Origin of the sequence: Micromonospora chaiyaphumensis (assembly GCF_900091435.1) — a bacterium.
Lineage (GTDB): Bacteria > Actinomycetota > Actinomycetes > Mycobacteriales > Micromonosporaceae > Micromonospora > Micromonospora chaiyaphumensis.
This window is the reverse complement of the sequence record NZ_FMCS01000002.1, coordinates 108,004-130,977: the sequence shown is the minus strand read 5'-3', so window position 1 is coordinate 130,977 and position 22,974 is coordinate 108,004. Positions and strand designations below refer to the sequence as shown.

18 protein-coding genes are annotated in these 22,974 nt (G+C 75.1%); 11 read left to right on the top strand and 7 right to left on the bottom strand.

Annotated elements, in window-relative coordinates; translation table 11 throughout:
* Positions 1-91: 91 nt before the first annotated feature.
* The 3 genes from GA0070214_RS06335 to purE are packed head-to-tail and all read left to right on the top strand — an operon-like array spanning position 92 to position 2,311.
* Entirely contained in the window at positions 92-568 is a 477-nt protein-coding gene (locus GA0070214_RS06335; protein WP_091260167.1) for a hypothetical protein, read from the top strand.
* Positions 569-612: 44 nt separating this feature from the next.
* Positions 613-1,770, top strand: coding sequence for a 5-(carboxyamino)imidazole ribonucleotide synthase (locus GA0070214_RS06330; RefSeq protein WP_091260165.1), 1,158 nt, complete (start codon positions 613-615; stop codon positions 1,768-1,770).
* Between the two features lie 49 nt (positions 1,771-1,819).
* A complete protein-coding gene (purE, locus tag GA0070214_RS06325; protein WP_091260163.1) occupies positions 1,820-2,311 on the top strand; it encodes a 5-(carboxyamino)imidazole ribonucleotide mutase in 492 nt (163 codons plus the stop codon).
* A gap of 106 nt (positions 2,312-2,417) precedes the next feature.
* Here the strand turns inward: purE and GA0070214_RS06320 are convergent, their stop codons facing one another.
* Positions 2,418-7,331: an SCO7613 C-terminal domain-containing membrane protein gene (locus GA0070214_RS06320; protein ID WP_091260161.1), complete on the bottom strand. Its 4,914-nt coding sequence runs from the start codon at positions 7,329-7,331 to the stop codon at positions 2,418-2,420.
* Positions 7,332-7,493: 162 nt separating this feature from the next.
* A complete protein-coding gene (locus GA0070214_RS06315; RefSeq protein WP_091260159.1) occupies positions 7,494-8,921 on the bottom strand; it encodes a UDP-glucose dehydrogenase family protein in 1,428 nt (475 codons plus the stop codon).
* A gap of 251 nt (positions 8,922-9,172) precedes the next feature.
* Between GA0070214_RS06315 and GA0070214_RS06310 the strand changes: the two genes are divergently transcribed.
* On the top strand, positions 9,173-10,336 hold the full coding sequence (locus GA0070214_RS06310; protein WP_091260157.1) for an acyl-CoA dehydrogenase family protein: 1,164 nt from the start codon (positions 9,173-9,175) through the stop codon (positions 10,334-10,336).
* Positions 10,337-10,391: 55 nt separating this feature from the next.
* Here the strand turns inward: GA0070214_RS06310 and GA0070214_RS06305 are convergent, their stop codons facing one another.
* Complete coding sequence (locus GA0070214_RS06305) at positions 10,392-11,060, bottom strand: hypothetical protein (protein ID WP_091260154.1); 669 nt, start codon at positions 11,058-11,060, stop codon at positions 10,392-10,394.
* Between the two features lie 23 nt (positions 11,061-11,083).
* Here GA0070214_RS06305 and GA0070214_RS06300 point away from each other — a divergent pair, with 23 nt between their 5' ends.
* Positions 11,084-11,599, top strand: a complete 516-nt coding sequence (locus GA0070214_RS06300) for an acyl-CoA thioesterase (RefSeq protein WP_091260152.1) — start codon at positions 11,084-11,086, stop codon at positions 11,597-11,599.
* 153 nt (positions 11,600-11,752) lie between these two features.
* Positions 11,753-13,762 carry an acetoacetate--CoA ligase gene (locus tag GA0070214_RS06295; RefSeq protein ID WP_091260149.1) on the top strand — a complete coding sequence of 670 codons (2,010 nt, stop codon included), beginning with the start codon at positions 11,753-11,755 and terminating at the stop codon, positions 13,760-13,762.
* Here the strand turns inward: GA0070214_RS06295 and GA0070214_RS06290 are convergent.
* Positions 13,743-14,432 (bottom strand): TIGR03089 family protein, encoded by a 690-nt coding sequence (locus GA0070214_RS06290; RefSeq protein WP_091260146.1) that lies wholly within the window; start codon positions 14,430-14,432, stop codon positions 13,743-13,745. The two genes, GA0070214_RS06295 and GA0070214_RS06290, sit on opposite strands and share 20 nt — an antisense overlap.
* Before the next feature lie 151 nt (positions 14,433-14,583).
* On the opposite strand from GA0070214_RS06290, the gene GA0070214_RS06285 reads away from it, so the two are divergent.
* Complete coding sequence (locus tag GA0070214_RS06285; RefSeq protein WP_091260144.1) at positions 14,584-15,729, top strand: glycosyltransferase family 4 protein; 1,146 nt, start codon at positions 14,584-14,586, stop codon at positions 15,727-15,729.
* A 63-nt stretch (positions 15,730-15,792) separates the two neighbouring features.
* Positions 15,793-16,884 carry a mannose-1-phosphate guanylyltransferase gene (locus GA0070214_RS06280; protein ID WP_091260142.1) on the top strand — a complete coding sequence of 364 codons (1,092 nt, stop codon included), beginning with the start codon at positions 15,793-15,795 and terminating at the stop codon, positions 16,882-16,884.
* A 12-nt stretch (positions 16,885-16,896) separates the two neighbouring features.
* Here GA0070214_RS06280 and GA0070214_RS06275 read toward each other — a convergent pair whose 3' ends face one another.
* The gene (locus GA0070214_RS06275; RefSeq protein WP_091260141.1) at positions 16,897-17,469 is read right to left on the bottom strand and encodes an NUDIX hydrolase; all 573 of its coding nucleotides are present in this window, start codon (positions 17,467-17,469) and stop codon (positions 16,897-16,899) included.
* A 39-nt stretch (positions 17,470-17,508) separates the two neighbouring features.
* Between GA0070214_RS06275 and GA0070214_RS06270 the strand changes: the two genes are divergently transcribed.
* Both GA0070214_RS06270 and GA0070214_RS06265 read left to right on the top strand, forming a co-directional pair.
* A complete protein-coding gene (locus GA0070214_RS06270) occupies positions 17,509-18,546 on the top strand; it encodes a hypothetical protein (protein WP_091260137.1) in 1,038 nt (345 codons plus the stop codon).
* Between the two features lie 254 nt (positions 18,547-18,800).
* Positions 18,801-19,805, top strand: coding sequence for an ArsR/SmtB family transcription factor (locus tag GA0070214_RS06265; RefSeq protein WP_091260133.1), 1,005 nt, complete (start codon positions 18,801-18,803; stop codon positions 19,803-19,805).
* A gap of 50 nt (positions 19,806-19,855) precedes the next feature.
* Here GA0070214_RS06265 and GA0070214_RS06260 read toward each other — a convergent pair whose 3' ends face one another.
* Both GA0070214_RS06260 and cofD read right to left on the bottom strand, forming a co-directional pair.
* Positions 19,856-20,941, bottom strand: a complete 1,086-nt coding sequence (locus GA0070214_RS06260; RefSeq protein WP_091260131.1) for a coenzyme F420-0:L-glutamate ligase — start codon at positions 20,939-20,941, stop codon at positions 19,856-19,858.
* Complete coding sequence (gene cofD, locus GA0070214_RS06255) at positions 20,938-21,885, bottom strand: 2-phospho-L-lactate transferase (RefSeq protein ID WP_091260128.1); 948 nt, start codon at positions 21,883-21,885, stop codon at positions 20,938-20,940. Before cofD ends, GA0070214_RS06260 begins: the two co-directional genes overlap by 4 nt.
* A gap of 99 nt (positions 21,886-21,984) precedes the next feature.
* Between cofD and GA0070214_RS06250 the strand changes: the two genes are divergently transcribed.
* Positions 21,985-22,902 (top strand): hypothetical protein, encoded by a 918-nt coding sequence (locus GA0070214_RS06250; protein WP_091260126.1) that lies wholly within the window; start codon positions 21,985-21,987, stop codon positions 22,900-22,902.
* The last annotated feature ends 72 nt before the right edge of the window (positions 22,903-22,974 follow it).

The following is a 22,974-nucleotide window of genomic DNA, read 5'->3' as shown; positions in this document are numbered from 1 at the left end:
CCCTTCGCCAATCTCCTTGACATCCCATTGTGTCAGGTCCGATGCTGGGACCATCGACCTCCCACATTGGGATGTCGCGGGAGGGGGACCCGTGCGCACCGTTCTCTTCGTCATCCACGCCGCCAGCGGCACCACCGGGCTGCTGCTGGCCCTGCCCGTGCTGCTGGCACCGAAGCGGCGCGGCCGGCACACCCTGCTCGGCCGGGTCTACGCGGGCGCCGCCGTCGGCCTCAGCCTCAGCGCCTTCGGGCTGTTCGCCTACGACCCGGCGCGCCTGTGGGGGCTGGCCGTGCTCGGCGCGCTCACCCTCGGCTGGCTGGTCGGCGGGCTCTGGTTCGCCCGGCGCCGGCCCCGCGGGTTCGGCCCCCGGGGCTGGCGGATCTGGCACCTCAACCTCATGGGCAGCACGGTGATCGCCTTCGTCACCGGGTTCGCGGTGCAGATGACCGGCGGGCACCTGGCCGCCTGGCTCGCCCCGACGGTGATCGGCTCACTGCTCATCGCCCGGACCACCGCCCGCGAGGTGGCCCGCGCGCCCCGCCGCGTCGCCGTCGCCACGACGAGCTGACCCGGGCCCGGCGCCCGCCACCGCCCCGATAGGCTGGCGGCGCTATGGATTCCCGTACCGGACTGCCTGTCGTCGGCATGGTGGGCGGTGGCCAGCTCGCCCGGATGACCCACCAGGCCGCCATCGCCCTCGGCCAGTCGCTGCGTGTGCTCGCGCTCGCCCCGGACGACGGCGCCGCCCTGGTCGCCGCCGACGTCCAGTACGGCGACCACACCGACCTCGCCGCCCTGCGCACCTTCGCCAAGGGATGCGACGTGGTCACCTTCGACCACGAGCACGTGCCCAACGCCCACATCCGCGCGCTGACCGAGGAGGGCGTGAAGCTCTTCCCGCCGGCCGAGGCGCTGGTGCACGCGCAGGACAAGCGGGTGATGCGCGAGCGCCTCGGTGAGCTGGGTGCGCCGAATCCGGCCTGGCGTCCGGTCGAGGCCCCGGCCGACCTGCTCGCGTTCGGCGCGGAGATCGGCTGGCCGGTCGTGCTCAAGGCCGCCCGCGGCGGCTACGACGGCCGGGGCGTCTGGATGGTGGACGACGCCACCCAGGCCGAGGAGCTGGCCACCACCCTGCTGGCCGGAGGCACCCCGCTGATCGTCGAGGAGCGGGTGGCGCTGCGCCGGGAGCTGGCCGTGCAGGTGGCCCGGTCGCCGTTCGGGCAGGTCGCCGCCTATCCGGTGGTGGAGACGGTGCAGCGCGACGGCATCTGCGTCGAGGTGCTCGCCCCGGCACCCGACCTGCCGGAGGAGCGGGCGGTCGCCGCACAGCAGCTCGCCATCGACCTGGCCACCGCGCTCGGCGTGGTCGGCCTGCTCGCCGTGGAGCTGTTCGAGACGCCCGGCGGGCTGGTGGTGAACGAGCTGGCCATGCGGCCGCACAACTCCGGGCACTGGACCATCGAGGGGGCCCGGACCTCCCAGTTCGAGCAGCACCTGCGGGCCGTGCTCGACTACCCGATGGGGGACACCTCGCTCACCGCGCCGGTCGTGGTGATGGCCAACGTGCTGGGCGGCGAGCCGGGCGGCATCTCGATCGACGAGCGGCTGCACCACCTCTTCGCCGCCGAACCCGGTGCCAAGGTCCACCTCTACGGCAAGCAGGTGCGTCCCGGCCGCAAGATCGGGCACGTCACCGTGCTCGGCACCGACCTGGACGACGTACGGGCCCGGGCGGCGCGCGCCGCCCGCTGGCTGCGCGAGGGTCAGTGAGCGCGAGGAGTGAGCTCGCGAGCCCCGCAGTCCGAACGAAGGAGACACAGTGAGCACCGTCGGGCTGATCATGGGCAGCGACTCGGACTGGCCGACGATGCGGGCCGCCGCGGAGGCGCTGGACGAGTTCGGCGTGCCCTACGAGGTCGGCGTGGTGTCGGCGCACCGCACCCCGGTCAAGATGATCGAGTACGGGCGGGCCGCCGCCGACCGCGGCGTCAAGGTGATCATCGCCGGGGCGGGGGGCGCCGCGCACCTGCCCGGCATGGTCGCCTCGGTCACCCCGCTGCCGGTGATCGGCGTGCCGGTACCGCTGAAGTACCTCGACGGCATGGACTCGCTGCTCTCGATCGTGCAGATGCCGGCCGGCGTCCCGGTGGCCACGGTGTCGATCGGCAACGCCCGCAACGCCGGGCTGCTCGCCGTGCGCATCCTGGGCGCGTCCGACCCGGCGCTGCGCGACCGGATGGCCGCCTACCAGGCCAGCCTGGAAGACCTGGTCGCCGAGAAGGAAGCCAACCTCCGCGCCTCCCTCACCTGAGCCACCCCGCAGGAACCTCCGCGCGGACCCGGCACCCCGCCAGAACCATCGCGCGGACCCGGCACCCGCTGCCCGCCCGCGACGGCGAGCGCCCACCCCTCCGGTTTCACCGCATGCCGCGCAGCGCCGTCTGCAGGCGTTCCTGGGCGCGGCGGCGGCGCTCGTTGCTCGCGCCGAGCACCAGCAGGAGGAAGCCGACCGGGATCAGCACCAGCCACGGGCCGAGGCTGACCAGCGCGTGCACCGCGGCGATCGCGGTCACCGTGGCGCCCACGATCACCGGCGCCTGCTGCTGGCTCATCGAGCCGAAGATCAGCACCGCGACGGCACCGAGCAGCAGCAGCACCTGGCGCAGCATGCTGGACTCGGTGGCCAGCACGATGGCCAGCGTCGGCACGAACGCCGCGACCAGCGCCGGCCCGTACGCCACCCAGCTCGACAGGTCGGGCCGGTGGCGCAGTTGCAGCACCCCGACCAGCAGGGCGAGCGCCGCGAACGGCAGCGTGTAGGCCTCGGGCAACGCCACGTCGGCCGTCCGCATGAGGATCCACCAGGCGGTGATCTCGCAGATCACCACGCCCCAGAACAGGAGGTTCCGCTCCACCGGCCGGCGGCCCGGGCGGCTGGCCGCCATGCCGAGGACGGCGCCCCAGGCGGCCAGCAGCGCGGCGATGTGCCGGGGCGAGTCGTACGCCAGGGCCAGCGCGATGAGCGCCGCGGCGTGGCCGCTCCACTCCACGGTGGCCGCCTCCCGGTAGGCCTCCGGCCGGCGCAGCCGGGGCAGGGCGGCGGCGAACACCTGGAGCGCCGCGCCGACGGCCAGCACCCCGAACGCGGACCACACCGCGGCGAGGCCGACCACCAGGCCGAGGGTGAGCACGAAGAGCTGGGCCATCAGCGAGGCGAAGAGCCAGCCGAGAATGCGGGCCCGCTGGGTGGTGCCGAAGAGCGCGGCAACCGTGCCCACCCCGACCGCGCCACCCAGCGTGAACAGGGTCAGCTCCCGGGTGGCGAGGCTGCCCGCGAGCCCGGCGTTCCCGGCGGCCAGCCCGATGGCGAACACGAGCACCCGGGCGACCCGGATCGAGCGGGCCGGCTCGGCGATCGCGGGCGGCGGGGTGAGCGCCAGCCCCAGCATCGAGACGGTGAAGACGGCCAGGCCGGCCAGCGCGGTCACCGGCCAGCCGCGGCCGAGCGCAACCGGGGTGATGAGCAGCGTGACCGCCGCCCCCGGCAGGACCACCGGCACGGCCCGGGAGCGCCGGCCGCCGCTGAACCCGACCGCGGCGAGCGCCGCCGTCGTGGTGAGCAGGAGAGCGGTCAGCACGTGTGTCGGGTCCACCGCCTCGGGTGGCGGGGTGAGCAGGCCCTCCGGGGGACCCTGCCAGACCCGGGACACCACCTGGAGCGGCTCGACCAGCGCCACCACCAGCGCCGGCGCCAGGGTGGCCAGGGCCAGGGCGGTGGGCAGCGCCGCCGCGGCGAGCGCACCGGCCGCCGGGCTCACCCGCCAGCGCCGCTCGGCCGGGTCGTCCGGTGCGCGGCGCAGCGCCCCGTTGAGCAGCACCGACCAGCGGCGGACCGGCTGGGCCGAGCCGGCCGGTGGCACGGTGGCGGCCCGGATCAGCTCCGCGAGCACGCCGAGCAGCGCCGCCGCCGCGGCGTACACCCCGGGGGAGAGGTGGGTGACCAGGGCGGCGGCCGCGCTGATCGTCGCGCCGCCCACGACGGCCACGCTCACGTACGGGAGGTACTGCGGCACCTGCCGGCGGACCGTCGCCACGGCCGCCAGGCCGATGCTGGACGCCGCCAGCGCGGCGGTCAGCACCACCTGCGGGGGGCGGTCGTACTCGGCGGCCAGGGCGGCCACCGCCCCGGGCAGCGCGAGCAGGGCGGCCCCGGCCGCCGCGCCGCCGACCTGCACGAGGTGCGCCGGCATCCCCTCGGTGCGGACGTCCTCCACCTGCGTCGGGGCGATCGCGCGGGCCAGTGCGGCGACCGTCACCCCGATCAGCGCGATGCTGCCGAGCGCCAGCGCGGTGGTCCACGGGCGGACCAGGCCGGCGCCGGCGGCGTGCAGGGCGACCACCCCGGCCACCGTGGCCCGGGACAGCGCCGCCCGCGGCTCGGCCGCGGCCGCCGCCGCCATCCCGAAGACGGTGGCGACCATGGTGCCCACGAGCACCGGCGACCACCAGGGCAGGTCGAACGCGGCCGGTGCGCCGATGGTGGCGAGCACGACGGCCGCCCCGGAGACGTCGTACTTCCAGGGCGGCGGCAGCAGGATGCCGGCGGCCACGGCCAGCAGCGCCAGCGCGACCGGCGCCTGCCAGGTGGATCCGCCGGTCGGCGCGGCCGGCCAGCCGCTCAGGTCGCCGGCCCAGATGGGGCCCGGCGTGGCCAGCACGCCGACCCCGCCGCGCAGCGCGCTCCACGCCGCGATCAGGCCGATCACCGTGCCGCCGGCCGCGATGCCGAGGACCGGCCCGCGCCGCCACTCCTCGGGCATCGCCCGGGCGGCGACGGCGACCACCGTCACCAGCGCGGCGGCCACCACGAGCTGGCCGCCGGGGGCCAGCACGGCGGCGATCCGGACCAGGGTGGCGATGAGCGCCACCGTGGTGGCGGCGAGGGCCAGGTCGGACCCGTCGACGGACAGGTCGGCGCGGCGGCCCGCGTCGATCCGGGGAGCCAGCGCCAGCAGCGCGGCGGCGACCAGCAGCAGCCCACCCACCCAGGCGTCGGCGGTGGTGGCGCCGGGCGCGCCGAACGCGGCTGCCGCGACCGCCACCGCGCCCAGCACGGTGCCGAGCGCGTGCGGCACGCTGAGGCGCCGCTGCGCGACCTGGACGAGGGCCGCGTAGCCGAGCGTGACGCAGACGCCCAGGAAGCTCGCCGCGAGGATGGGGACGGTGACCTCGCGCAGGTTCGCCTCGGTGAGGACCGGCGGGGTCGGCATGGTGGCGGCGACGAACGCGGCCACCGCGCCGGGGAGCGCGAACGCGGCACCGCCGGCCGCCCAGGCGCAGACGGTGTCCGCGGCGGCCGCGGCGATCCGGACCCGCGGCGCCAACGAGACCAGCGCGCCGGCCAGGAACAGGAGGGTCAGCGCGGCGGCCGTCAGCGCGGGCCGCGCGAGCGCGGCCCCGGCCCCGATCAGCCCCAGCCCGGCGGCGGTCACCGAGTGGGCCACCGCGGCGCGCTCGGTGCCGGCGCTGAGCCCGAGCACGCCGATGGCCACCGCCGTCAGCAGCATCGGCCAGCAGGCGGCCGCCCAGCCCAGTCCGAGCGAGGCGGGCACGGCGAGCGCCGTCAGCGCCGCGCCGACCACCGCGAACTCCCGCCGGATCTCCGCCGGCAGGGCGACCACCGCGGCGACGGTGAGCAGCAGCGCGCTGGCGGCGAGCTGCCATCCGCTCGGGCCGACCGCCGCCGCCAGCTCGGCGTGCCATCCGCTCAGGTCCGCCGACCAGGCGGGCAGCGCGGCGCGGACCGGGGCCAGCCCGGCGCGCAGGGCGCCGCCGGCCACCACCAGGCCGCTGACCGTGAGCGCCACGGCCGAGGCGAGCTGCGGGCCCCGCCGGGCCGCCTCCGGTACGCCCCGGACGGCGAACCCGGTCAGCGCGATGACCGCGGCGATGAGCAGCAGGGACCGGCCGGGGAAGGCGACCGAGGCGACCCGGCCCAGCGCGCCGATCACCGCGAGGGTGACGATGCCGGCGCCCACGTCCGGCAGCGGCGGCCGGCGCAGCACCAGCGTGCCGGCCAGCCCGACCAGCGCGGCGAGCAGCAGGACGGCTCCCGCCGCGGCGGCGGTCGGCACGGTGGCGGCGCGCAGCAGGGCGGTGACCGCGTACGCCAGGGCGACGGCGACCGCCGCCCCGTGCAGCAGCCAGGTCAGCTCGCGCAGCCAGGGCACCGGACGGGCCGGGGGGAGCGCCTCCGCGCCGGGGGGCGGCTCCCCGCCGAGCACCTCGGCCGACTCCTCCGGGTCCGACTCGGGCCGGCCGTCGGCGGCGCGCTGCCGGGGCGGTGCCGCCTCGGGCGGCGTGACCGGCAGGTCCTGCCGGACCGGGCGTTCGAGCACCACCGCCGAGCGGGCCAGCGCGAGGTCGGCCACGGCCACCACGGTGAGCACCAGCGCCCAGCCGGCCGGCCCGGTGATCCGCTCGTAGGCGAGCAGCGGCAGCACCGGCTGGGCGGCCAGCACGGTGGCGAAGCGGGGCGCCCGGAGCCCGGTCCAGTACGCGTACCCGAACGCGACAACGGTGGTGACCAGGAAGATCGTTCCAGAGAAGGCGGCGCCGGAGGTGCTGCCGCCGACCCGGTCGACGGCCCAGAGCGCGTATCCGGCCAGTGGCAGCAGCAGCAGGCCCACCGCGGCGATCGTCTCGGCGGTCGAGGTCAGCCCGCGCCGGGCCAGCACCGGCGGTGCGAGCAGCATGAGCACCGTGGCGACCAGCAGCACACCCAGCCGGGCCAGCGCGTCCATCGAGCTGGTGGCCACGGCGGCGAAGACCACCGCCGCGATCCCGAGCAGCAGCGCGCCGAGCCCCAGGGGGATGTTCTGCACCTCGCGCGAGGACGCCTCCGGCGGGTGCTCCGGATCGTCCGCGTCCAGCCACTGTGGGCGGCTGCGCGGCGGTGGCGGCGGGGGGAGGTCGTCCGGACCGGTCGGCGGGGTGCCCTGCCGGGGCACCCGCGGCGGGGCGCCGGTGGTGGCGGTCGGGGGCCGGCGGCCGGGCCGGCGGCGCAGCACGCGGCGGGGCCGGGTGGCCTGCTTGATCCGCTCCTCACCGGCGTGCGCCAGGATGTCCCGCTGGAAGAGAGCGGCCTGCATCTTGGCGGCGATCTGCCGTTGCTCACGGGCGATCTCGGCGTCGCGGGCCTTCATCTCGGCGATCGAGCGCTCGATCTCGGCCAGGTGCTCGGCCCACTGTGGCTGGTCGGCGCCACAGTGCGGGCAGACGACGGCGGGCTTGATCTCCCGCCCGCACGAGGCGCACCTGAAGGTCTGCACGACACTCTCCCGTCCGGTCGGCCCCCGCGCGGTGGACCTCCCAGTCGCAGCATGCCTTGACCGGGCCCGGATTTCGACCGTTGCCGGCGCGTTCCGGACAACAAAAAGAGCCGGCCGGCCGGGGAACGGGTCCCCGGCCGGCCGGCCGACGGTTTCAGGGGGTCAGGGGCGGCCCATGCCGCGGTACTCCCACCCGGCCTGCGTCCACAGTGTGGAGTCCAGGCAGTTGCGGCCGTCGACCACCTTGCGGCCGCTGACCAGTTCGCCGAGGGCGACCGGGTCGGCGTTGCGGAACTCGGCCCACTCGGTGAGGACGCAGACCAGGTCGGCGTCGCGGACGGCGTCGTTCATGGTCGTCTCGTAGGTCAGCTCGGGCACGGCCCGGCGGGCGTTCTCCACGCCCTGCGGGTCGAAGACGCGCACGTCGGCGCCGGCCTTGCCGAGCAGCGCGGCGACGGCGAGGGCCGGGGCGTCCCGCACGTCGTCGGTGTTCGGCTTGAAGGTGGCGCCGAGGACGGCGATCCGGGTGCCGGAGAGGTCCGGGCCGGCGGGGCCGGAGCGGCGGCCGAGCAGGTCGGCGGCGAGCTGGATCACCCGGGTCCGCCGGCGCAGGTTGATCAGGTCGACCTCGTGCAGGAAGCGCAGCGCCTCACCGGCGCCGAGCTCCTGGGCGCGGGCCTGGAAGGCCCGGATGTCCTTGGGCAGGCAGGCGCCGCCGAAGCCGAGGCCGGCCTGGAGGAAGCGGTTGCCGATCCGGGGGTCGTAGCCGATCGAGCGGGCGAGCTGGGTGATGTCGCCGCCGGCGGCCTCGCAGACCTCGGCCATGGCGTTGATGAAGGAGATCTTGGTGGCCAGGAAGGCGTTCGCGGCGACCTTGACCAGCTCCGCGGTGGCGAAGTCGGTGACCACCAGCGGCACCTCGCGGTCCTCGGTGGCGGCCAGGTCGAAGACGCCCTTGTGGGCGGCGTAGAGCATGCCGTTGGCCCACTCGCTCTTGACCCCGACCACGATCCGGTTGGGTCGCAGCACGTCGTCGACGGCGAAGCCCTCCTGGAGGAACTCGGGGCTCCAGGCCACCTCGACGCCCAGGTCGGCCGGGCTGTGCTTGCCGACGAGCTGCTCCACCCACTCGGCGGTGCCCACCGGCACGGTCGACTTGCCGACGATCAGCGCCTTGCGGGTCAGGTGCTGGGCGAGGCTGGTCACCGACGCCTCGACGTAGGACAGGTCGGCGCCCATCCCGTCGGCCCGCTGCGGGGTGCCGACGCAGATGAAGTGCACGTCGCCGAAGTCGGCGGTCTCCTGGATGTCGGTGCTGAAGCGGAGCCGGCCGGCGGCCAGGTTGCGGCGGAGCAGCTCGTCCAGGCCGGGCTCGTGGATCGGCACCTCGCCGGCGTTCAGCTTCGCGATCTTGTCCGCGTCGACGTCGAAGCCGAGCACCTCGTAGCCCAGCTCGGCGTAGCAGATGGCGTACGTCGCGCCGAGGTAGCCGGTGCCCAGGAACGTCACCCGGGGTCGGGCCGCGCCGGAGGGCGGTGTCACCGCGGCGATGGCGGGCATCGGCTGGGTGTTCGGGTACGGGATCGTCACGCCTGTCTTCTCCGCTCGCACTGGCGGCGCTTCCTTGCGTCGCATTCGGCTGGGGCGCCAGGGCCGGCACCGAGGGAACTCTCTCGTCTTGTGTGTGAGGGTAGTAGTGGCCTGTCGCCCCCGCTCCTGCGCGAGCCTACCCGCCGGTAAGGTCCGGCTGAACCCTGGTGGCTATCCTTCAGTCTGCGGCAGTCGGCGGCCTCCCGGGCGCCACAGACTGCGCATGATAGCGGTGAAAGGGGAGGGCCCACATGCCCGCAGAGCAGTCGTTCGACGTCTACCGGTTGCCCGAGGAGCACGAGGCGATCCGGGAGGCGGTCCGGGAGGTCTGTGCGGCGAAGGTCGCTCCGCACGCCGCTGAGGCGGATGAGACGGGTGAGTTCCCGAAGGCGTCGTACGACGCGCTGCGGGCCGCCGACTTCCACGCCCCGCACATCCCGGTCGAGTACGGCGGCGCCGGCGCGGACGCGCTGGCCACGGCCATCGTGATCGAGGAGGTGGCCCGCGCCTGCGCCTCGTCCTCGCTGATCCCGGCCGTGAACAAGCTGGGCACCATGCCGCTGATCCTGGCCGGCTCCGAGGAGCTGAAGCGGAAGTACCTGACCCCGGTGGCGGCGGGCGACGCCATGTTCTCCTACTGCCTCTCCGAGCCCGAGGCGGGCAGCGACGCCGCCTCGATGACCACCAAGGCGGTCCGGGACGGCGACCACTGGGTGCTCAACGGCGTGAAGCGGTGGATCACCAACGCGGGCGTCTCGGAGTACTACACGGTCTTCGCTGTGACCGATCCCACAGCCCGCTCGAAGGGCATCTCGGCCTTCGTGGTGGAGAAGTCCGACGCCGGGGTGAGCTTCGGCGCGCCGGAGAAGAAGCTCGGCATCAAGGGCTCCCCGACCCGCGAGGTCTACTTCGACAACGTCCGGATCCCGGCGGACCGCATGATCGGCGCCGAGGGCACCGGCTTCGCCACCGCGATGCGGACCCTCGACCACACCCGGGTGACCATCGCCGCGCAGGCGGTCGGCATCGCGCAGGGCGCGCTGGACTACGCCAAGGGCTACATCCAGGAGCGCAAGCAGTTCGGCAAGCCGGTCGCCGACTTCCAGGGCATCCAGTTCATGGTCGCCGACATGGGCATGAAGCTGGAGGCGGCCCGGCAGCTCACCTACACCGCCGCCGGCAAGTCCGAGCGGGGCGACGCCGACCTGACCTACTTCGGCGCGGCGGCCAAGTGCTTCGCCTCGGACGCCGCCATGGAGATCACCACCGACGCGGTGCAGCTGCTCGGCGGCTACGGCTACACCCGGGACTACCCGGTCGAGCGGATGATGCGCGACGCCAAGATCACTCAAATCTACGAGGGCACGAACCAGGTGCAGCGCATCGTCATGGCGCGCCAGCTGCTCAAGGGCTGACGCGCTCCGGCGACGATCGGGCGGGCGGGCCGGGTGACCGGCCCGCCCGCAGTCGTCAACGGATCTCGGTGGTGCCCTCCGGCCGGGTGGTCGCGCGCGGGGGCGCGGACCACGGCGACTCGCCGCCGGTGCGGCGGGGCAGGGGTTCGGTGGGGGTGTCGGGATAGGCGAGCGTGAGCGGGGCCGTGTCGCCGTCCTTCGTCAGGTCCTTCTTCGGGTCCGCCGGCGGCCAGTCCCCGAGCGCGGGGTTGTGCTCGACCGGCCCGCCGGCCGGGGTCAGCTCCGCCTCGGCCGGCCCGGCCGCCCGCTGCCGCCAGCGCTGGCCGCTGAACACGGCCATCAGCAGCAGCATGCCGATGAGGAACAGCGTGCCGTTCTCCAGCGGCTGGCGCAGCGGCAGCGGGTCCCCGAGCATCTTCCAGCTCTCGGGGATCCGGTCCCGCACGGTGAAGGGCGCGACGAACAGCCCGAGGTACGGGACCACGAGCAGCAGCCCGGCCACGGCCGGGCCGAGCGGCGAGAAGCGCAGCGTGCCGAGCAGGCCGAGCAGGATGCCGGCGACGCCCAGGTAGACGGCCGGCTCGATCAGGTTGGGCGTGCTGTACGTACCGATCTCGACCCAGCGGTGGACGGTGCGCCCAGATCCGTCCTGACCGAGCGTGACGAGCACCCAGGTGACGGGCGCCACCACCAACCCGGCGAGGAAGCTCCAGAGATGTCGCATCCGCGCACCGTACCGTTTTCGGCATGACAGATCACCCCTCCGCCCCGCCGGGCAAGCCGACCTCGTACTCGCGCGTCACGCTGAGTCGCATCATGACCGCTGTCGATGTCAATCTGTACGGGACCGTGCACGGTGGGGTACTGATGAAGTTCGTCGACGACGTGGCCGGTGCGGCGGCGGCCCGGCACAGCGGCGGCACCGCGGTGACCGCCTCGATCGACGAGATCGTCTTCTCGGAGCCGGTCCGCGTGGGCGACCTGGTGCACGCGCACGCCCAGGTCAACTGGACCGGCAACACCTCCATGGAGGTCGGGGTGAGGGTGGTCGCCGAGCGCTGGGACTCGGCCGAGGACGAGCCGGTCCGGGTCGCCACGGCGTACCTCGTGTTCGTGGGTGTGGACGTGGGCGGCGCGCCGCGGCCGGTCCGGCCGGTGCTGCCGGAGACCGCGGAGGACGAGCGGCGCTACCGGGAGGCGGAGATCCGCCGGGCCCACCGGCTGGCCCGCCGCCGCGCGATCCAGGCCCACCGGGCCGGCTGACCGGGGCCGGCCCACACACCCCGCGACCCGGGCGTGTGGGCCGGCCACGCCCCGTCACCGGCACCCGGTGCGGAGAATGGCCTCGCGAGGTAGGGCAAGATGGCGCCACGGCCCATGCACAGTGTGGTGACGGGCCTCAGGGAGGGTGGAACAGTGGGTGACGTGCTGTGGACGCCGCCGGCCGACGTGCGCGAGCGGTCCCGGATCGGCGACTACCTGCGCTGGCTGGCCGCGCACCGGGGGCTGGAGTTCGCCGACTACGACGCGCTGTGGCGGTGGTCGGTCACCGACCTGGACGCCTTCTGGCAGTCGATCTGGGACTACTTCGAGGTGGTGGCACACACCCCGCCGACCGCCACGCTCACCGACCGGACCATGCCGGGCACCCGCTGGTTCCCCGGCGCCACCCTCAACTACGCCGAGAACGTGCTGCGGATGCCCGGCCGGGGCGACGACGACCCGGTCGTGATCGCGCACGGGCAGACCCGCGCGCCGGAGACGCTGACCGCCGCGCAGTTGCGCGACCAGGTCCGCCGGGTGGCGGCCGGCCTGCGCCGGCTCGGCGTGGGGCAGGGCGACCGGGTGGCGGCGTACGCGCCGAACATCCCGGAGACCTACGTCCTGCTGCTCGCCACCGCCAGCCTCGGGGCGATCTTCTCCTCCTGCGCGCCCGAGTTCGGCACCCGCAGCGTGACCGACCGCTGGCAGCAGATCGAGCCCACGGTGCTGGTGGCGGTCGACGGCTACCGCTACGGCGACAAGCCGGTCGACCGGCGCGCCGAGGTGGCCGCCATCCGGGCCGCCCTGCCGTCGCTGCGGCACACCGTCGCCATCCCGTATCTCGACCCGGCCGGCGCGCCCCCGGAGGGCGCCCTGTCCTGGGCGGAACTGGCCGCGGAGACCGACGAGCCGCTGGCCTTCACCCCGGTGCCCTTCGACCACCCGCTCTACGTGCTCTACTCGTCCGGCACCACCGGGCTGCCCAAGCCGATCGTGCACGGCCACGGCGGCATCCTGCTGGAGCACCTGAAGATGCTGGCGCTGCACCACGACCTGGGCCCGGCCGACCGGTTCTTCTGGTTCACCACCACCGGCTGGATGATGTGGAACTTCCTGGTCTCCGGGCCGGCGGTGGGCACGGCCATCGTGCTGTTCGACGGCAACCCGGGCCACCCCGACCTGGGCGCGCTGTGGCGGCTGGCGGCGGAGACCGGCACCACCTACTTCGGCACCTCGGCGCCGTTCCTGCTGGCCTGCCGCAAGGCCGGGCTGGTCCCGCAGGAGATCGCCGACCTGTCCGCGCTGCGCGGGGTCGGGTCGACCGGCGCCCCGCTGCCCGCCGAGGGCTTCACCTGGGTCTACGAGACCGTCGGCGACCGCCTCCAGCTCCAGTCGCTCTCCGGCGGCACGGACGTCTGCACCGGCTTCGTCGGCGGCGTGCCGCTGCTGCCGGTGCACGCCGGGGAGATCACCTGCCGGGCGCTCGGCGCGAAGGTGGAGGCGCGTTCGGCCGACGGCACCCCGGTGATCGGCCAGCTCGGCGAGCTGGTGATCACCGAGCCGATGCCGAGCATGCCGGTGGGCTTCTGGAACGACACCGACGGCTCCCGCTACCGGGAGGCGTACTTCGAGGTCTACCCGGGCGTCTGGCGGCACGGCGACTGGATCACCGTCAACGAGCGCGGCGGCTGCGTGATCACCGGCCGCTCCGACGCCACCCTCAACCGGGGCGGCGTCCGGCTCGGCACGGCCGAGTTCTACTCGGTGGTCGAGGGGCTCGACGAGGTCGTCGACTCCGTCGTGGTGCACCTGGAGGACGACGAGGGCGGGGCCGGCGAGCTGCTGCTCTTCGTGGTGCTCGCCGAGGGCCTGGAGCTGAACGACGAGCTGCGGCGCAAGATCTGCCGGGAGCTGCGGACCGCGCTGTCGCCGCGGCACGTCCCCGACGAGATCCACCAGGTCCGGGCCGTCCCGCGCACCCTCTCGGCGAAGAAGCTCGAGGTGCCGGTCAAGAAGATCCTCACCGGCACCCCGGTGGACCACGCCGCGGCCAAGGGCGCCCTGGCCAACCCGGAGTCGCTGACCGCCTTCGCCGCCTTCGCCCAGCGCCGCGCCGGACCACCCGACCCCCGCCTGACCGGGGTCAGGTCAGGGCCCGGGTGACCTTCTCCGTCGCGGTGCGGGCGTCCAGTCGGGCCGGGTCCGGGTTGGCGCAGGCGACCAGGGTGGCGCCGGCCGTGAGCGGGGCCAGCAGCCAGTCGACGGGGTCGGGATGCCGGGTCACGTCGACCAGGAGCCGGTCGCCGGGCGTGAGGCACAGCTCCGCGGCCCGGGCCTCCGCGCGGTCCAGCAGCGCCGCGTCGTCCTCGCCACCCTCGGGGTACGGGGTGAAGTGGTCGCCGTGCGCGCGTACCGCCGAGACGAAGTCGGCGAAGCCGGCCGGCACCTCCCGCAGGGGCAGCGCGAACGGGTCCAGGGCCAGCGCGTAGCGCTCGCCGGCCGGCCAGTCGCCCGCCTCGTCGGCCCGGCCGGCGGCCGCGAAGAGCACGTCCACGTCGCCCGGCGCCTCGGCCACGGTCAGCTTCGCCGACCAGCAGCCGAGCAGCACGGCGGCGGTCTGCCAGTGCGGCGGCAGCAGCACCGCGGCCGTGTCGCCGGGGGCGAGGGCGGCCTCGTCGACGAGCAGGTTGGCCGTCTTGGCCACCCAGTTCGCCAGCGTCGCGCCGGAGAGTTCGGTGCGCTCGCCGGTGGCGTCGTCGTACCAGGTCAGCAGCGGGCGGGCGGGATCGGGCGCGATCGCGTCGGCGAACACCCGGGCAATGTTGTCGGCCATCGGCGCGAACGATACGCGCCCGGGACGCGTACTCGATGACAACGACAAGTCGGCGTACCGTCGGGTCGCAGTCAGCGTCGGGCACCCGGCCCGGCGTAGGCTTGCCGACAGTGTTGTTCCCCACAGACGCGCCAGCCTGAGGAGTCGCCCCGTGACCGCCGGTCGCCCGCCCCGCGTGCTCATCGACGCCACGAGTGTCCCCGCCGACCGAGGCGGCGTCGGTAGATACGTCGACGGCCTGCTCGGCGCCCTGGGCCGGGTCTGCGGCTCCGGCGTCGACCTGGCCGTGGTGAGCCTCCGCACCGACCTGGAGCGCTACACCCGCATGCTGCCCGGCGCCGAGGTGATCCCCGCCCCGGCGGCCGTCGCCCACCGCCCGGCCCGGCTCGCCTGGGAGCAGACCGGCCTGCCGCTGCTCGCTCAGCAGGTGGGCGCCGAGGTGCTGCACTCGCCCTTCTACACCTGCCCGCTGCGGGCCGGCTGCCCGGTCACGGTCACCGTGCACGACGCGACCTTCTTCACCGAGCCGGAGCACTACGACAAGTCGCGCCGCACGTTCTTCCGCAGCGCGATCAAAACCTCGCTGCGCCGCGCCGACCGGGTGATCGTGCCGAGCAAGGCCACCCGGGACGAGCTGATCCGCCTGCTGGACGCCGACCCGACCCGGATCGACGTGGCCTACCACGGGGTCGACCAGGCGGCCTTCCACGCGCCGAGCGAGGAGGAGAAGGCCCGGGTCCGGGCCCGCCTCGGGCTGGGCAGCAGCAGCTACGTCGCGTTCCTCGGGGCGAAGGAGCCGCGCAAGAACGTCCCCAACCTGATCCGCGGCTGGGCCCGCGCGGTGGCCGAGCGGGAGAACCCGCCCGCGCTGGTCATCGCCGGCGGCCAGGGGCACGACGACGACATCGACCGCGCGGTCGCCGAGGTGCCGTCGCACCTGCGGCTGCTCCGCCCGGGCTACCTGCGCTACGCCGACCTGCCCGGCTTCCTCGGCGGCGCGCTGGTCGCCGCCTACCCGTCCTATGGCGAGGGCTTCGGGCTGCCCATCCTGGAGGCGATGGCGTGCGCGGCGCCGGTGCTCACCACCCCGCGGCTCTCCCTGCCCGAGGTGGGCGGCGACGCCGTGGCCTACACCAGCGAGGACCCGGACCAGATCGCCACCGACCTGACCGCGCTGCTCGACGACGAGCAGCGCCGGCTCTCCCTGGCCAAGGCCGGTTTCGACCGGGCCAAGGAATTCACCTGGGAGTCCAGCGCCGAGGTGCACATCGCCGCCTGGAGCCGTGCGCGTTCCTGAGTGTCACCTGCGGGTACGCCCGACACGGGGCCCGTAGCACGGCGGTTCGGGCATGATGTGCTGATGTTCTACGCCGTCATCCCGGCGGGGGGCAGTGGCACGAGGTTGTGGCCACTGTCCCGTGCCGGCCACCCCAAGTTCCTCCACCCGCTGACCGGCACCCCGGCCTCGCTGCTCCAGGCGACGGTCGACCGGCTGGCACCGCTGACCACACCCGAGCGCACACTGGTGGTCACCGGGGCCGCGCACGTCGCGGCGGTGGCCCGGCAACTGGCGGGCGTGCCGGAGGAGAACATCCTCGTCGAGCCCTCCCCCCGGGACTCCTGCGCGGCCATCGCGCTGGCCGCCGCCGTGATCGCCGAGCGCGAGCCGGAGGCGGTGATGGGCTCGTTCGCCGCCGACCACCTGATCGGCGACCCGGCGCGCTGGGCCGAGGTGGTCCGGCAGGCGATCCGCGGCGCCGAGCAGGGTTCGCTGATGACCGTGGGCATCACCCCGACCCGGCCCGAGACCGGCTACGGCTACCTGGAGACCGGCGAGCCGGTGGGCGACGGCCCGCTGCGCCCGGTGATCGAGTTCAAGGAGAAGCCGGCCGCCGAGGTGGCCGAGGGCTACGTGCGTTCCGGCCGGCACCTCTGGAACGCGAGCATGTTCGTCTGGCGGGTGGACGTCTTCCTGGCCGAGCTGGCCCGGCAGCAGCCGGCCCTGCACGCGGGGATCACCGCGATCGCGGCGGCGTGGGGCACCCCGGAGCAGGACGACGTCCTCGGCACGGTCTGGCCGACCCTGCCGAAGATCTCCGTCGACTACGCGGTGATGGAGGGGGCGGCGACCGCCGGGCGGGTGGCGACCGTCCCGGGCGACTTCGGCTGGAACGACGTGGGTGACTTCCACACCCTCGGCGAGGTCCTTCCCGCCGACGCCGCCGGCAACGTGGTGCTGGGCGGCGACGCCAAGCCCGGCGTGCTGCTGCGGGACACCAGCGGCCTGGTGGTGGTGCCGCAGTCCGGCCGGCTGGTGGCCGCCATCGGCGTGCACGACCTCATCGTGGTGGACACCCCGGACGCCCTGCTGGTGTGCCCGCGCGACCGCGCGCAGGACGTGAAGAAGGTCGTCGACGAGCTCAAGGAGCGCGGCGAGGAGGGGTTGGTCTGAGCGGGCGCCGGCTCAGCCGGCCGCCCGCCGGGCCAGCGTGGCCAGCGCCGGCGCCACCAGCTGGACGGTCCCGTCGGCCAGCGGCTCGGGCAGCCGGTCGGGCGGGAACCAGCCCAGCGCCTCCGACTCGGCGCTGACCCGCTCGGTCGCCCCCGCCGGGGCCAGCACGGCGAACCGGACGTCGTAGTGCAGCGAGCCGCCCTGGCAGGCCACCGGGTGGATGTCCACGTCGATCGGCTCCGGGTCGACCACCAGGCCGGCGATACCGGACTCCTCGGTGGCCTCGCGCAGGGCGGCGGCCGCCAGGGTCCGGTCGCCCGGCTCGCAGTGCCCGCCGAGCTGCACCCACTTGCGGAACCTGCCGTGCAGGCAGAGCAGCACCCGGGCGCCGGTCGGGTCGAGCACCAGCGCGCTGGCCGTGACGTGCCCGGGCCGGTGCGCCCGGCTCAGCGCCACCGGTCCGGCCGCCAGCAGCGCCAGCGTCCGGTCCCGGTTCGCGGCGGCCGCCGCGCTGGTCGCCGTCCAGCGGCTCAGCACCGCGGTGGCGTCGGCGTGCAGGTCGGCGTACGTCTCGGTGTCCGGCACCCCGCCACTGTACGGGCGCGCCCTTCGTACCCTGGCCGGGTGACCCTGCGACTCGTCGAGTTCGTCGTGGCCGGCAACGAGGCCAGCGACCTGCTTCCCGTCCGCTCCCCGGCGCTGCTGCGCGCCCACGGCGCCCGCCGGGGCTTCTGGACCGTCCTCGACGAGGGCCCGGTGGAGCGGTGCCTGGCCGTGCTGCTGGAGCGCACGGACGGCGAGTGGGTGGCGCACCACGTGACCGCCGACGCGGGCCGGGAGAACGGCCGCACCGAGGACGGTGAGGCGCTCGCCCACCACGACGGCTGGGTCTACGTCTTCGGCTCGCACTTCGGCTCGAAGGCCGGCCCGCTGCGCCCCCGCCGGGCGTTCGTGGCCCGGTTCCGGGAGGACGACGCCGCACGGGGAACGCTGCCGCTGCAGGTGGTGCGCAACCGGTTCCGGCTGCACCGGGCGGTCAACGACGCGCTCGCCGCCGCGCCGCTGACCCTGCTGCCGGCGGGGGAGCGCGTCCGGCAGCGGTTCATCGTGGAGACCCTGGCCCGGGGCACCGCCCGGGCCAAGAGCTGGGTGAGCCGGCTGGCCGAGGACGACCTGCCGATCAACATCGAGGCGGCGGCGTTCACCCCGGCGGGGACGGCGCTGCTCGGGCTGCGTTTCCCGGTGACCGCCGAGGGCGAGCCGATCCTGGTCGAGCTGGCCGGGGTGCCGGACATGTTCGGCGCCCAGCCCGGCTGGCCGCGCGCCCTCGGGGCGTACGCCCTGACCGGGGTGACCCCGGCGGGCGCGCTGACCGGCTTCCGGGCCGTCGCGCCGACGCCGGACGGGGGCTACGCGGCGGTGATCGGCTCGATCGACGCCGTGGGCAAGGGCTCGGTGCTGCTGGACGACCACCCGCACGGCGGCCCGGTGACCTCCCGGCACGTGCGGTTCCGGCACGACGTCGGCCCGGACGCCCGGGTGGCGGGGAAGCTGGTGGCCGACCTGGCGCCGTTCCACCACGTGGAGGGGCTGGCCGAGCTGGACGGGCGCTGCTGGTACGTGACCGACGAGGACCACCGCGTGGCGCTCTGGCTCGGTTGAGCGGTCGCCGGACGACACCTCTACGGAGAACAGCCGCAGACCCTCGTGGTGCCGTCCGGCCGACCGGCGCGCCCGCTGAGCGACGACCGGGGTCGGCGGTGCCGTGCCCCGGCATCGGCGGGCAAGGGGAAGTCTGCCCAACCCGGCCGGGCACCGTCGAGGTTTTTCATCCCACGCTTAAAGATGGAGATAAGTACCGGCGGGTACAGTGCTCAGGGTGGCGGGCACTCCCTCGGTCCGCCCGGGAGAGCTCCATGCTGAAGGTCATTTTCTCCCGCGAGGACATCCTGCGGACCAGGGTGGCCCCTGCCGCGGACCCCGTGTGGGAACTGGTCCTCAGCCTGCACCTGCTTCAGGGCCGCGGGCGTGACCCGCTGCTGACCGCGTGGCGACGCACCGTGGCCCACGGGCTGCGGACGGACACCGCGGCCGAGGACTACCGGCTGCTGCTCGCCCTCAACCCGCCCCGCGGCTACTTCCCCGACTTCCTCACCCCGTACGCCAGCAAGGACGGCCTGGACGCCGGGCTGGACGCGGTCCGGGGCACCCCGGTCGACCTGCTCCGCCGCGACCTCACCCTGCTCGCCGAGGAGAACCTGCTGCCGTCGTCGGCGAGCGCGCTGGCCCGCGGTGAGCCCGAGGTGCTGCGCCACCTGACCGACTCGATGGTCCGGTACCAGTCGCTGGCCGTCACCCCGTACTGGCCGCGGATCCAGGCCGCTGTGGAGGCGGACCGGGCCCGCCGCGCCCGGGCCATGCTCGACGGCGGCGCCGAAGGGCTGCTGGCCAGCCTGCGGCCGAGCATGCGCTGGGCCGACGGCGTGCTGGAGGTGCTCGACTACCCGGACAGCCGGGAACTGCACCTCGACGGGCGGGGGCTGCTGCTGGTCCCCTCGTTCTTCTGCGCGCGCACCCCGGTCGCGCTCCTCGACCCGAGCCTGCCGCCGGTGCTGGTCTATCCCGTCGACCGGCTCGGCGGTCTCATGCCCGAGCCGGGCGGCGGCCCCCGCGGTGACGCCGACGCCGCCCAGCGGGAGGCGCTGGCCGCCCTGCTCGGCCGGACCCGGGCGGGCGTGCTGGAGGCCGCCGACGAGGGCTGCACCACCGGTGAGGTGGCCCGCCGGCTGGGCATCTCCGCGGCCGCGGCCAGCCAGCACACCACCGTGCTGCGCAACGCCGGCCTGCTGGTCAGCCACCGTGACCGCAACACGGTCCTGCACACCCTGACCCCGCTCGGCCGCGCCGTCCTCGACGCCTGACCGCCGCCCGCGGCGCTCCGCCGGGATCAGGCCGGCGGTGGCGCGCCGGGTCAGACGGCGAGGGCCGCGCTCGCGGTGCTTCCCGGCGGAGGGGGAAGCAGCGCCGACGAGATCCCCTCGGCGGCCAGCGCGGTGCGCAGTCGTTGCAGGTCGGCGCCGAAACGGACCAGGTCCGCCGGGTCGACCGGGGCGGGCGGCGCGCCGAGGATCAGGCCGGTCGCCGACGCCGGCCAGCCGGGCACGGTGGCGACCAGCCCGGCGCGTACCTCGTGGTCGGTGACGTGGGTGAGGACGGTGCCGGGCGCGACCACGCCGGCGACCGCGGCGATCGCCCGGTCGACGGCGGCCGGGTCGGCCGGGCTCGGGCCGGGGCCGTCGGCCAGGGTGGCGGCCTCCCGCAGGCCGGCGGCACGCGCCTCGGCGGTGCCCAGAGAGAAGAGGTCCAGCGACGCGTCCCGGACCAGCGCCCGGGCGCCCTCGTCGTCGTCCCGGGTCTCGCCCAGGTAACCGCGGATCACCGCGACCGGCACCTGGTCGCACTTGCCCTTGATCAGTTCGCCGGCGCCGGCCAGTTCGTCCACCACGGCCATCTGGGTGAGGTGGAGTTCGTTGCCGTAGGGGTCGATCTCGCCCCGGTGGTCGCGGATCGCCGGCATGCCGGCCACGCCAAGCGCCACGTCGGTGAGCCCGTTGCGCCACGGCCGGCCCATGGTGTCGCTGACGATGACCGCGACGTCGAGGTCGTACCGCTCGCGGAGCGTGGATCGCAGCGCGCGGGCGGAGGCGTCCGGGTCCACGGGCAGCAGCACCAGCCGCGTCTTGTCCACGTTGGACGCGTCGATGCCGGCGGAGGCCATCACGAACCCGTGGTGGGTCTGCACGATGCGGGTCGCGCCGCGGGCGGCCACCACCCGGGCGGTCTCCCCGGCCAGCACCTCGTCCCGGGCAGCGACCCGGTCGGGCCCGTCGGCCGGCACGTCGACCAGCCGCCCCTCCGCCTTCGACACGACCTTGCTGGTCACCACCAGCACGTCGCCGTCGCGCAGCCAGGGCGCGGCGGTGGCGATCAGCGCTGCCAGGTCGTCGCCCTCGGTCACATCGCCGATGCCGAGCACCGGCAGGATCTCCAGCCTCACATCAGCTCCAACGCGGCTCGGACCATGGCCGTCGTCGCCGCCTCGTCGGTCATCCGCAGCGGCGCCGCGCGCACGGTCACCTCCGGCACCACGGTGCCCTCGTCCTCGGGCGCGACCAGCCAGCCGTCGAGAATGCCCCCCGCCGAACGGCCGCCGTAGAGGCCGCCCACCCCGGCCGCGCTGCACTCGACGCCGAGCACGGACAGGCAGCGGTCGGCCATGCCGCGGACCGGGGCGCCGCCGATGACGGGGGACACCCCGACGACCGGGGCCGGCCCGTCGGCGACCGCGTCGCGCAGCCCCGGCACGGCCAGGATCGGGGCGACGCTGACCACCGGGTTGCTGGGCGCCACGAGCACCACGTCGGCGGCGCGGATCGCCTCCAGCACCCCGGGCGCCGGCTTCGCGGCCTCCGCGCCGACGAAGACGAAGCGGTGCGTCGGCAGGTCCGCCCGGTGGCGTACCCACCACTCCTGGAAGTGGATCGCCCGCTGGCCGCCGTCGAGGTCGACCACGACGTGGGTCTCCAGCCGGTCGTCGGTGGCCGGCAGCAGGCGTACGCCGGGCTGCCAGCGGGTGGCCAGCGCCTCGGTGACCTGGGACAGCGGGTAGCCACCGTTGAGCATGGTGGTGCGCACCAGGTGGGTGGCGAGGTCCTTGTCGCCCAGGCCGAACCAGGCCGGCTCGGCGCCGTACGCGGCCAGCTCGGACTTGACCGTCCAGGTCTCGCCCACCCGGCCCCAGCCCCGCTCCGGGTCGGCGCCGCCGCCCAGCGTGTACATCACGCTGTCCAGGTCGGGACAGACCTTCAGCCCGTGCAGCAGCAGATCGTCGCCGACGTTGACCACGGCGGTGACCTCGGCCCCCACCTCCCGGGCGTACGCCCGGACGCCGAGCAGGAACCGGGCGCCCCCGATGCCGCCGGTCAGAACCACGATGCGCATGACGTCCATCCTTCCGCACGCATGGCCGTCGATCGCCCGGTGGCCGGGGAGACTAGGCTCACGTCGGCAACTGTCCGTTTTCATCCCCAGGGGGAGTCCGTGACCAGCCCCGCCGAGCCCGCGTCCGGCGAGACCACGCAGGCCAGCCAGTTGACCAAGCCGCTGCGCGAACTGGCCGCGCTCGTCCTGCTCGGCGCGAACGCCGTGCTGCTCTTCGTCGGCCTGCTGCGCCTGCTGGTGCCGGTCGACGACTACAGCACGTTCAGCGGCCGGGCCGGGAGCACCTTCTTCGCCTTCGTCGGCCTGGAGTCGACCGTCCTGCCGGTGCTGGCCGTGCTGCTCGCCACCCACGTCCGCCCGGTGCTGCCGAAGGCGAAACTGATCACCCAGGTGGCGCTCGTCGAGTACGCGGTCGCCGCGGTGTTCGGCGCGCTGACCTTCCTGATCTGGCTGGTCGGCCGGCTCGCCGACGGCGAGGTGCTGGACGCCTTCCTCGGCCTGCTGACCCGGGTGGCCTGGCTGGCCGTCTTCGCGGTCGCCGCGTTCGTGGTGTTCAAAATCTGGCGCACCCTCTACTACGTCCCGAAGCCCAAGCCGCAGCCCGGTGTCTACGGCCAGGCGCAGCCCGGCTGGCCGCAGCAGCCCGGTGGCTACCCCGCCCCGGGCGGTTACCCGGGCGCGCCCCAGCAGCCGGGCGGCTACCCGCAGCCCGGCCCGTACGGCCCGCCGCAGTCGGCGCCGCCGTTCAACGCCGCCCCGCCGCACGCCCCGCAGTCGAGCCCGCCGTTCGGCGCCCCGCAGCCCGGCCCGCAGTCCGCGCCCCCGTACGGCGGTGCCCCGCAGCCGGCGCCTCCGTACGGCGGTGCCCCGCACCCCGCGCCGCCGTTCGGCCAGCCGCCGTCGGCCGACCCGACCCAGGCGATCCCGCGCCAGCCGGCCGACCCGGGCCAGCCGGCCCCGCCGGACGGCGACCGGACCCAGCGCTTCGACCGGGAGGATCCGAACCACCCGCGCTGAGGCGACGTTTCCGCGGCTGTTGCCCGCCTCCTCGCGGGGGCGGGCGGCGGCCGACCGGGCAGCGCATAGGCT

What these genes read in the sequence shown, in the direction of transcription:
- GA0070214_RS06330 (WP_091260165.1), top strand. Translation starts at nt 613, where the DNA reads ATGGATTCCCGTACCGGACTGCCTGTCGTCGGCATGGTGGGCGGTGGC.
- GA0070214_RS06310 (WP_091260157.1), top strand. Translation starts at nt 9,173, where the DNA reads ATGCCCGCAGAGCAGTCGTTCGACGTCTACCGGTTGCCCGAGGAGCAC.
- GA0070214_RS06305 (WP_091260154.1), bottom strand. Translation starts at nt 11,060, where the DNA reads ATGCGACATCTCTGGAGCTTCCTCGCCGGGTTGGTGGTGGCGCCCGTC.
- GA0070214_RS06300 (WP_091260152.1), top strand. Translation starts at nt 11,084, where the DNA reads ATGACAGATCACCCCTCCGCCCCGCCGGGCAAGCCGACCTCGTACTCG.
- GA0070214_RS06290 (WP_091260146.1), bottom strand. Translation starts at nt 14,432, where the DNA reads ATGGCCGACAACATTGCCCGGGTGTTCGCCGACGCGATCGCGCCCGAT.
- GA0070214_RS06280 (WP_091260142.1), top strand. Translation starts at nt 15,793, where the DNA reads ATGTTCTACGCCGTCATCCCGGCGGGGGGCAGTGGCACGAGGTTGTGG.
- GA0070214_RS06265 (WP_091260133.1), top strand. Translation starts at nt 18,801, where the DNA reads ATGCTGAAGGTCATTTTCTCCCGCGAGGACATCCTGCGGACCAGGGTG.
- cofD (WP_091260128.1), bottom strand. Translation starts at nt 21,885, where the DNA reads ATGCGCATCGTGGTTCTGACCGGCGGCATCGGGGGCGCCCGGTTCCTG.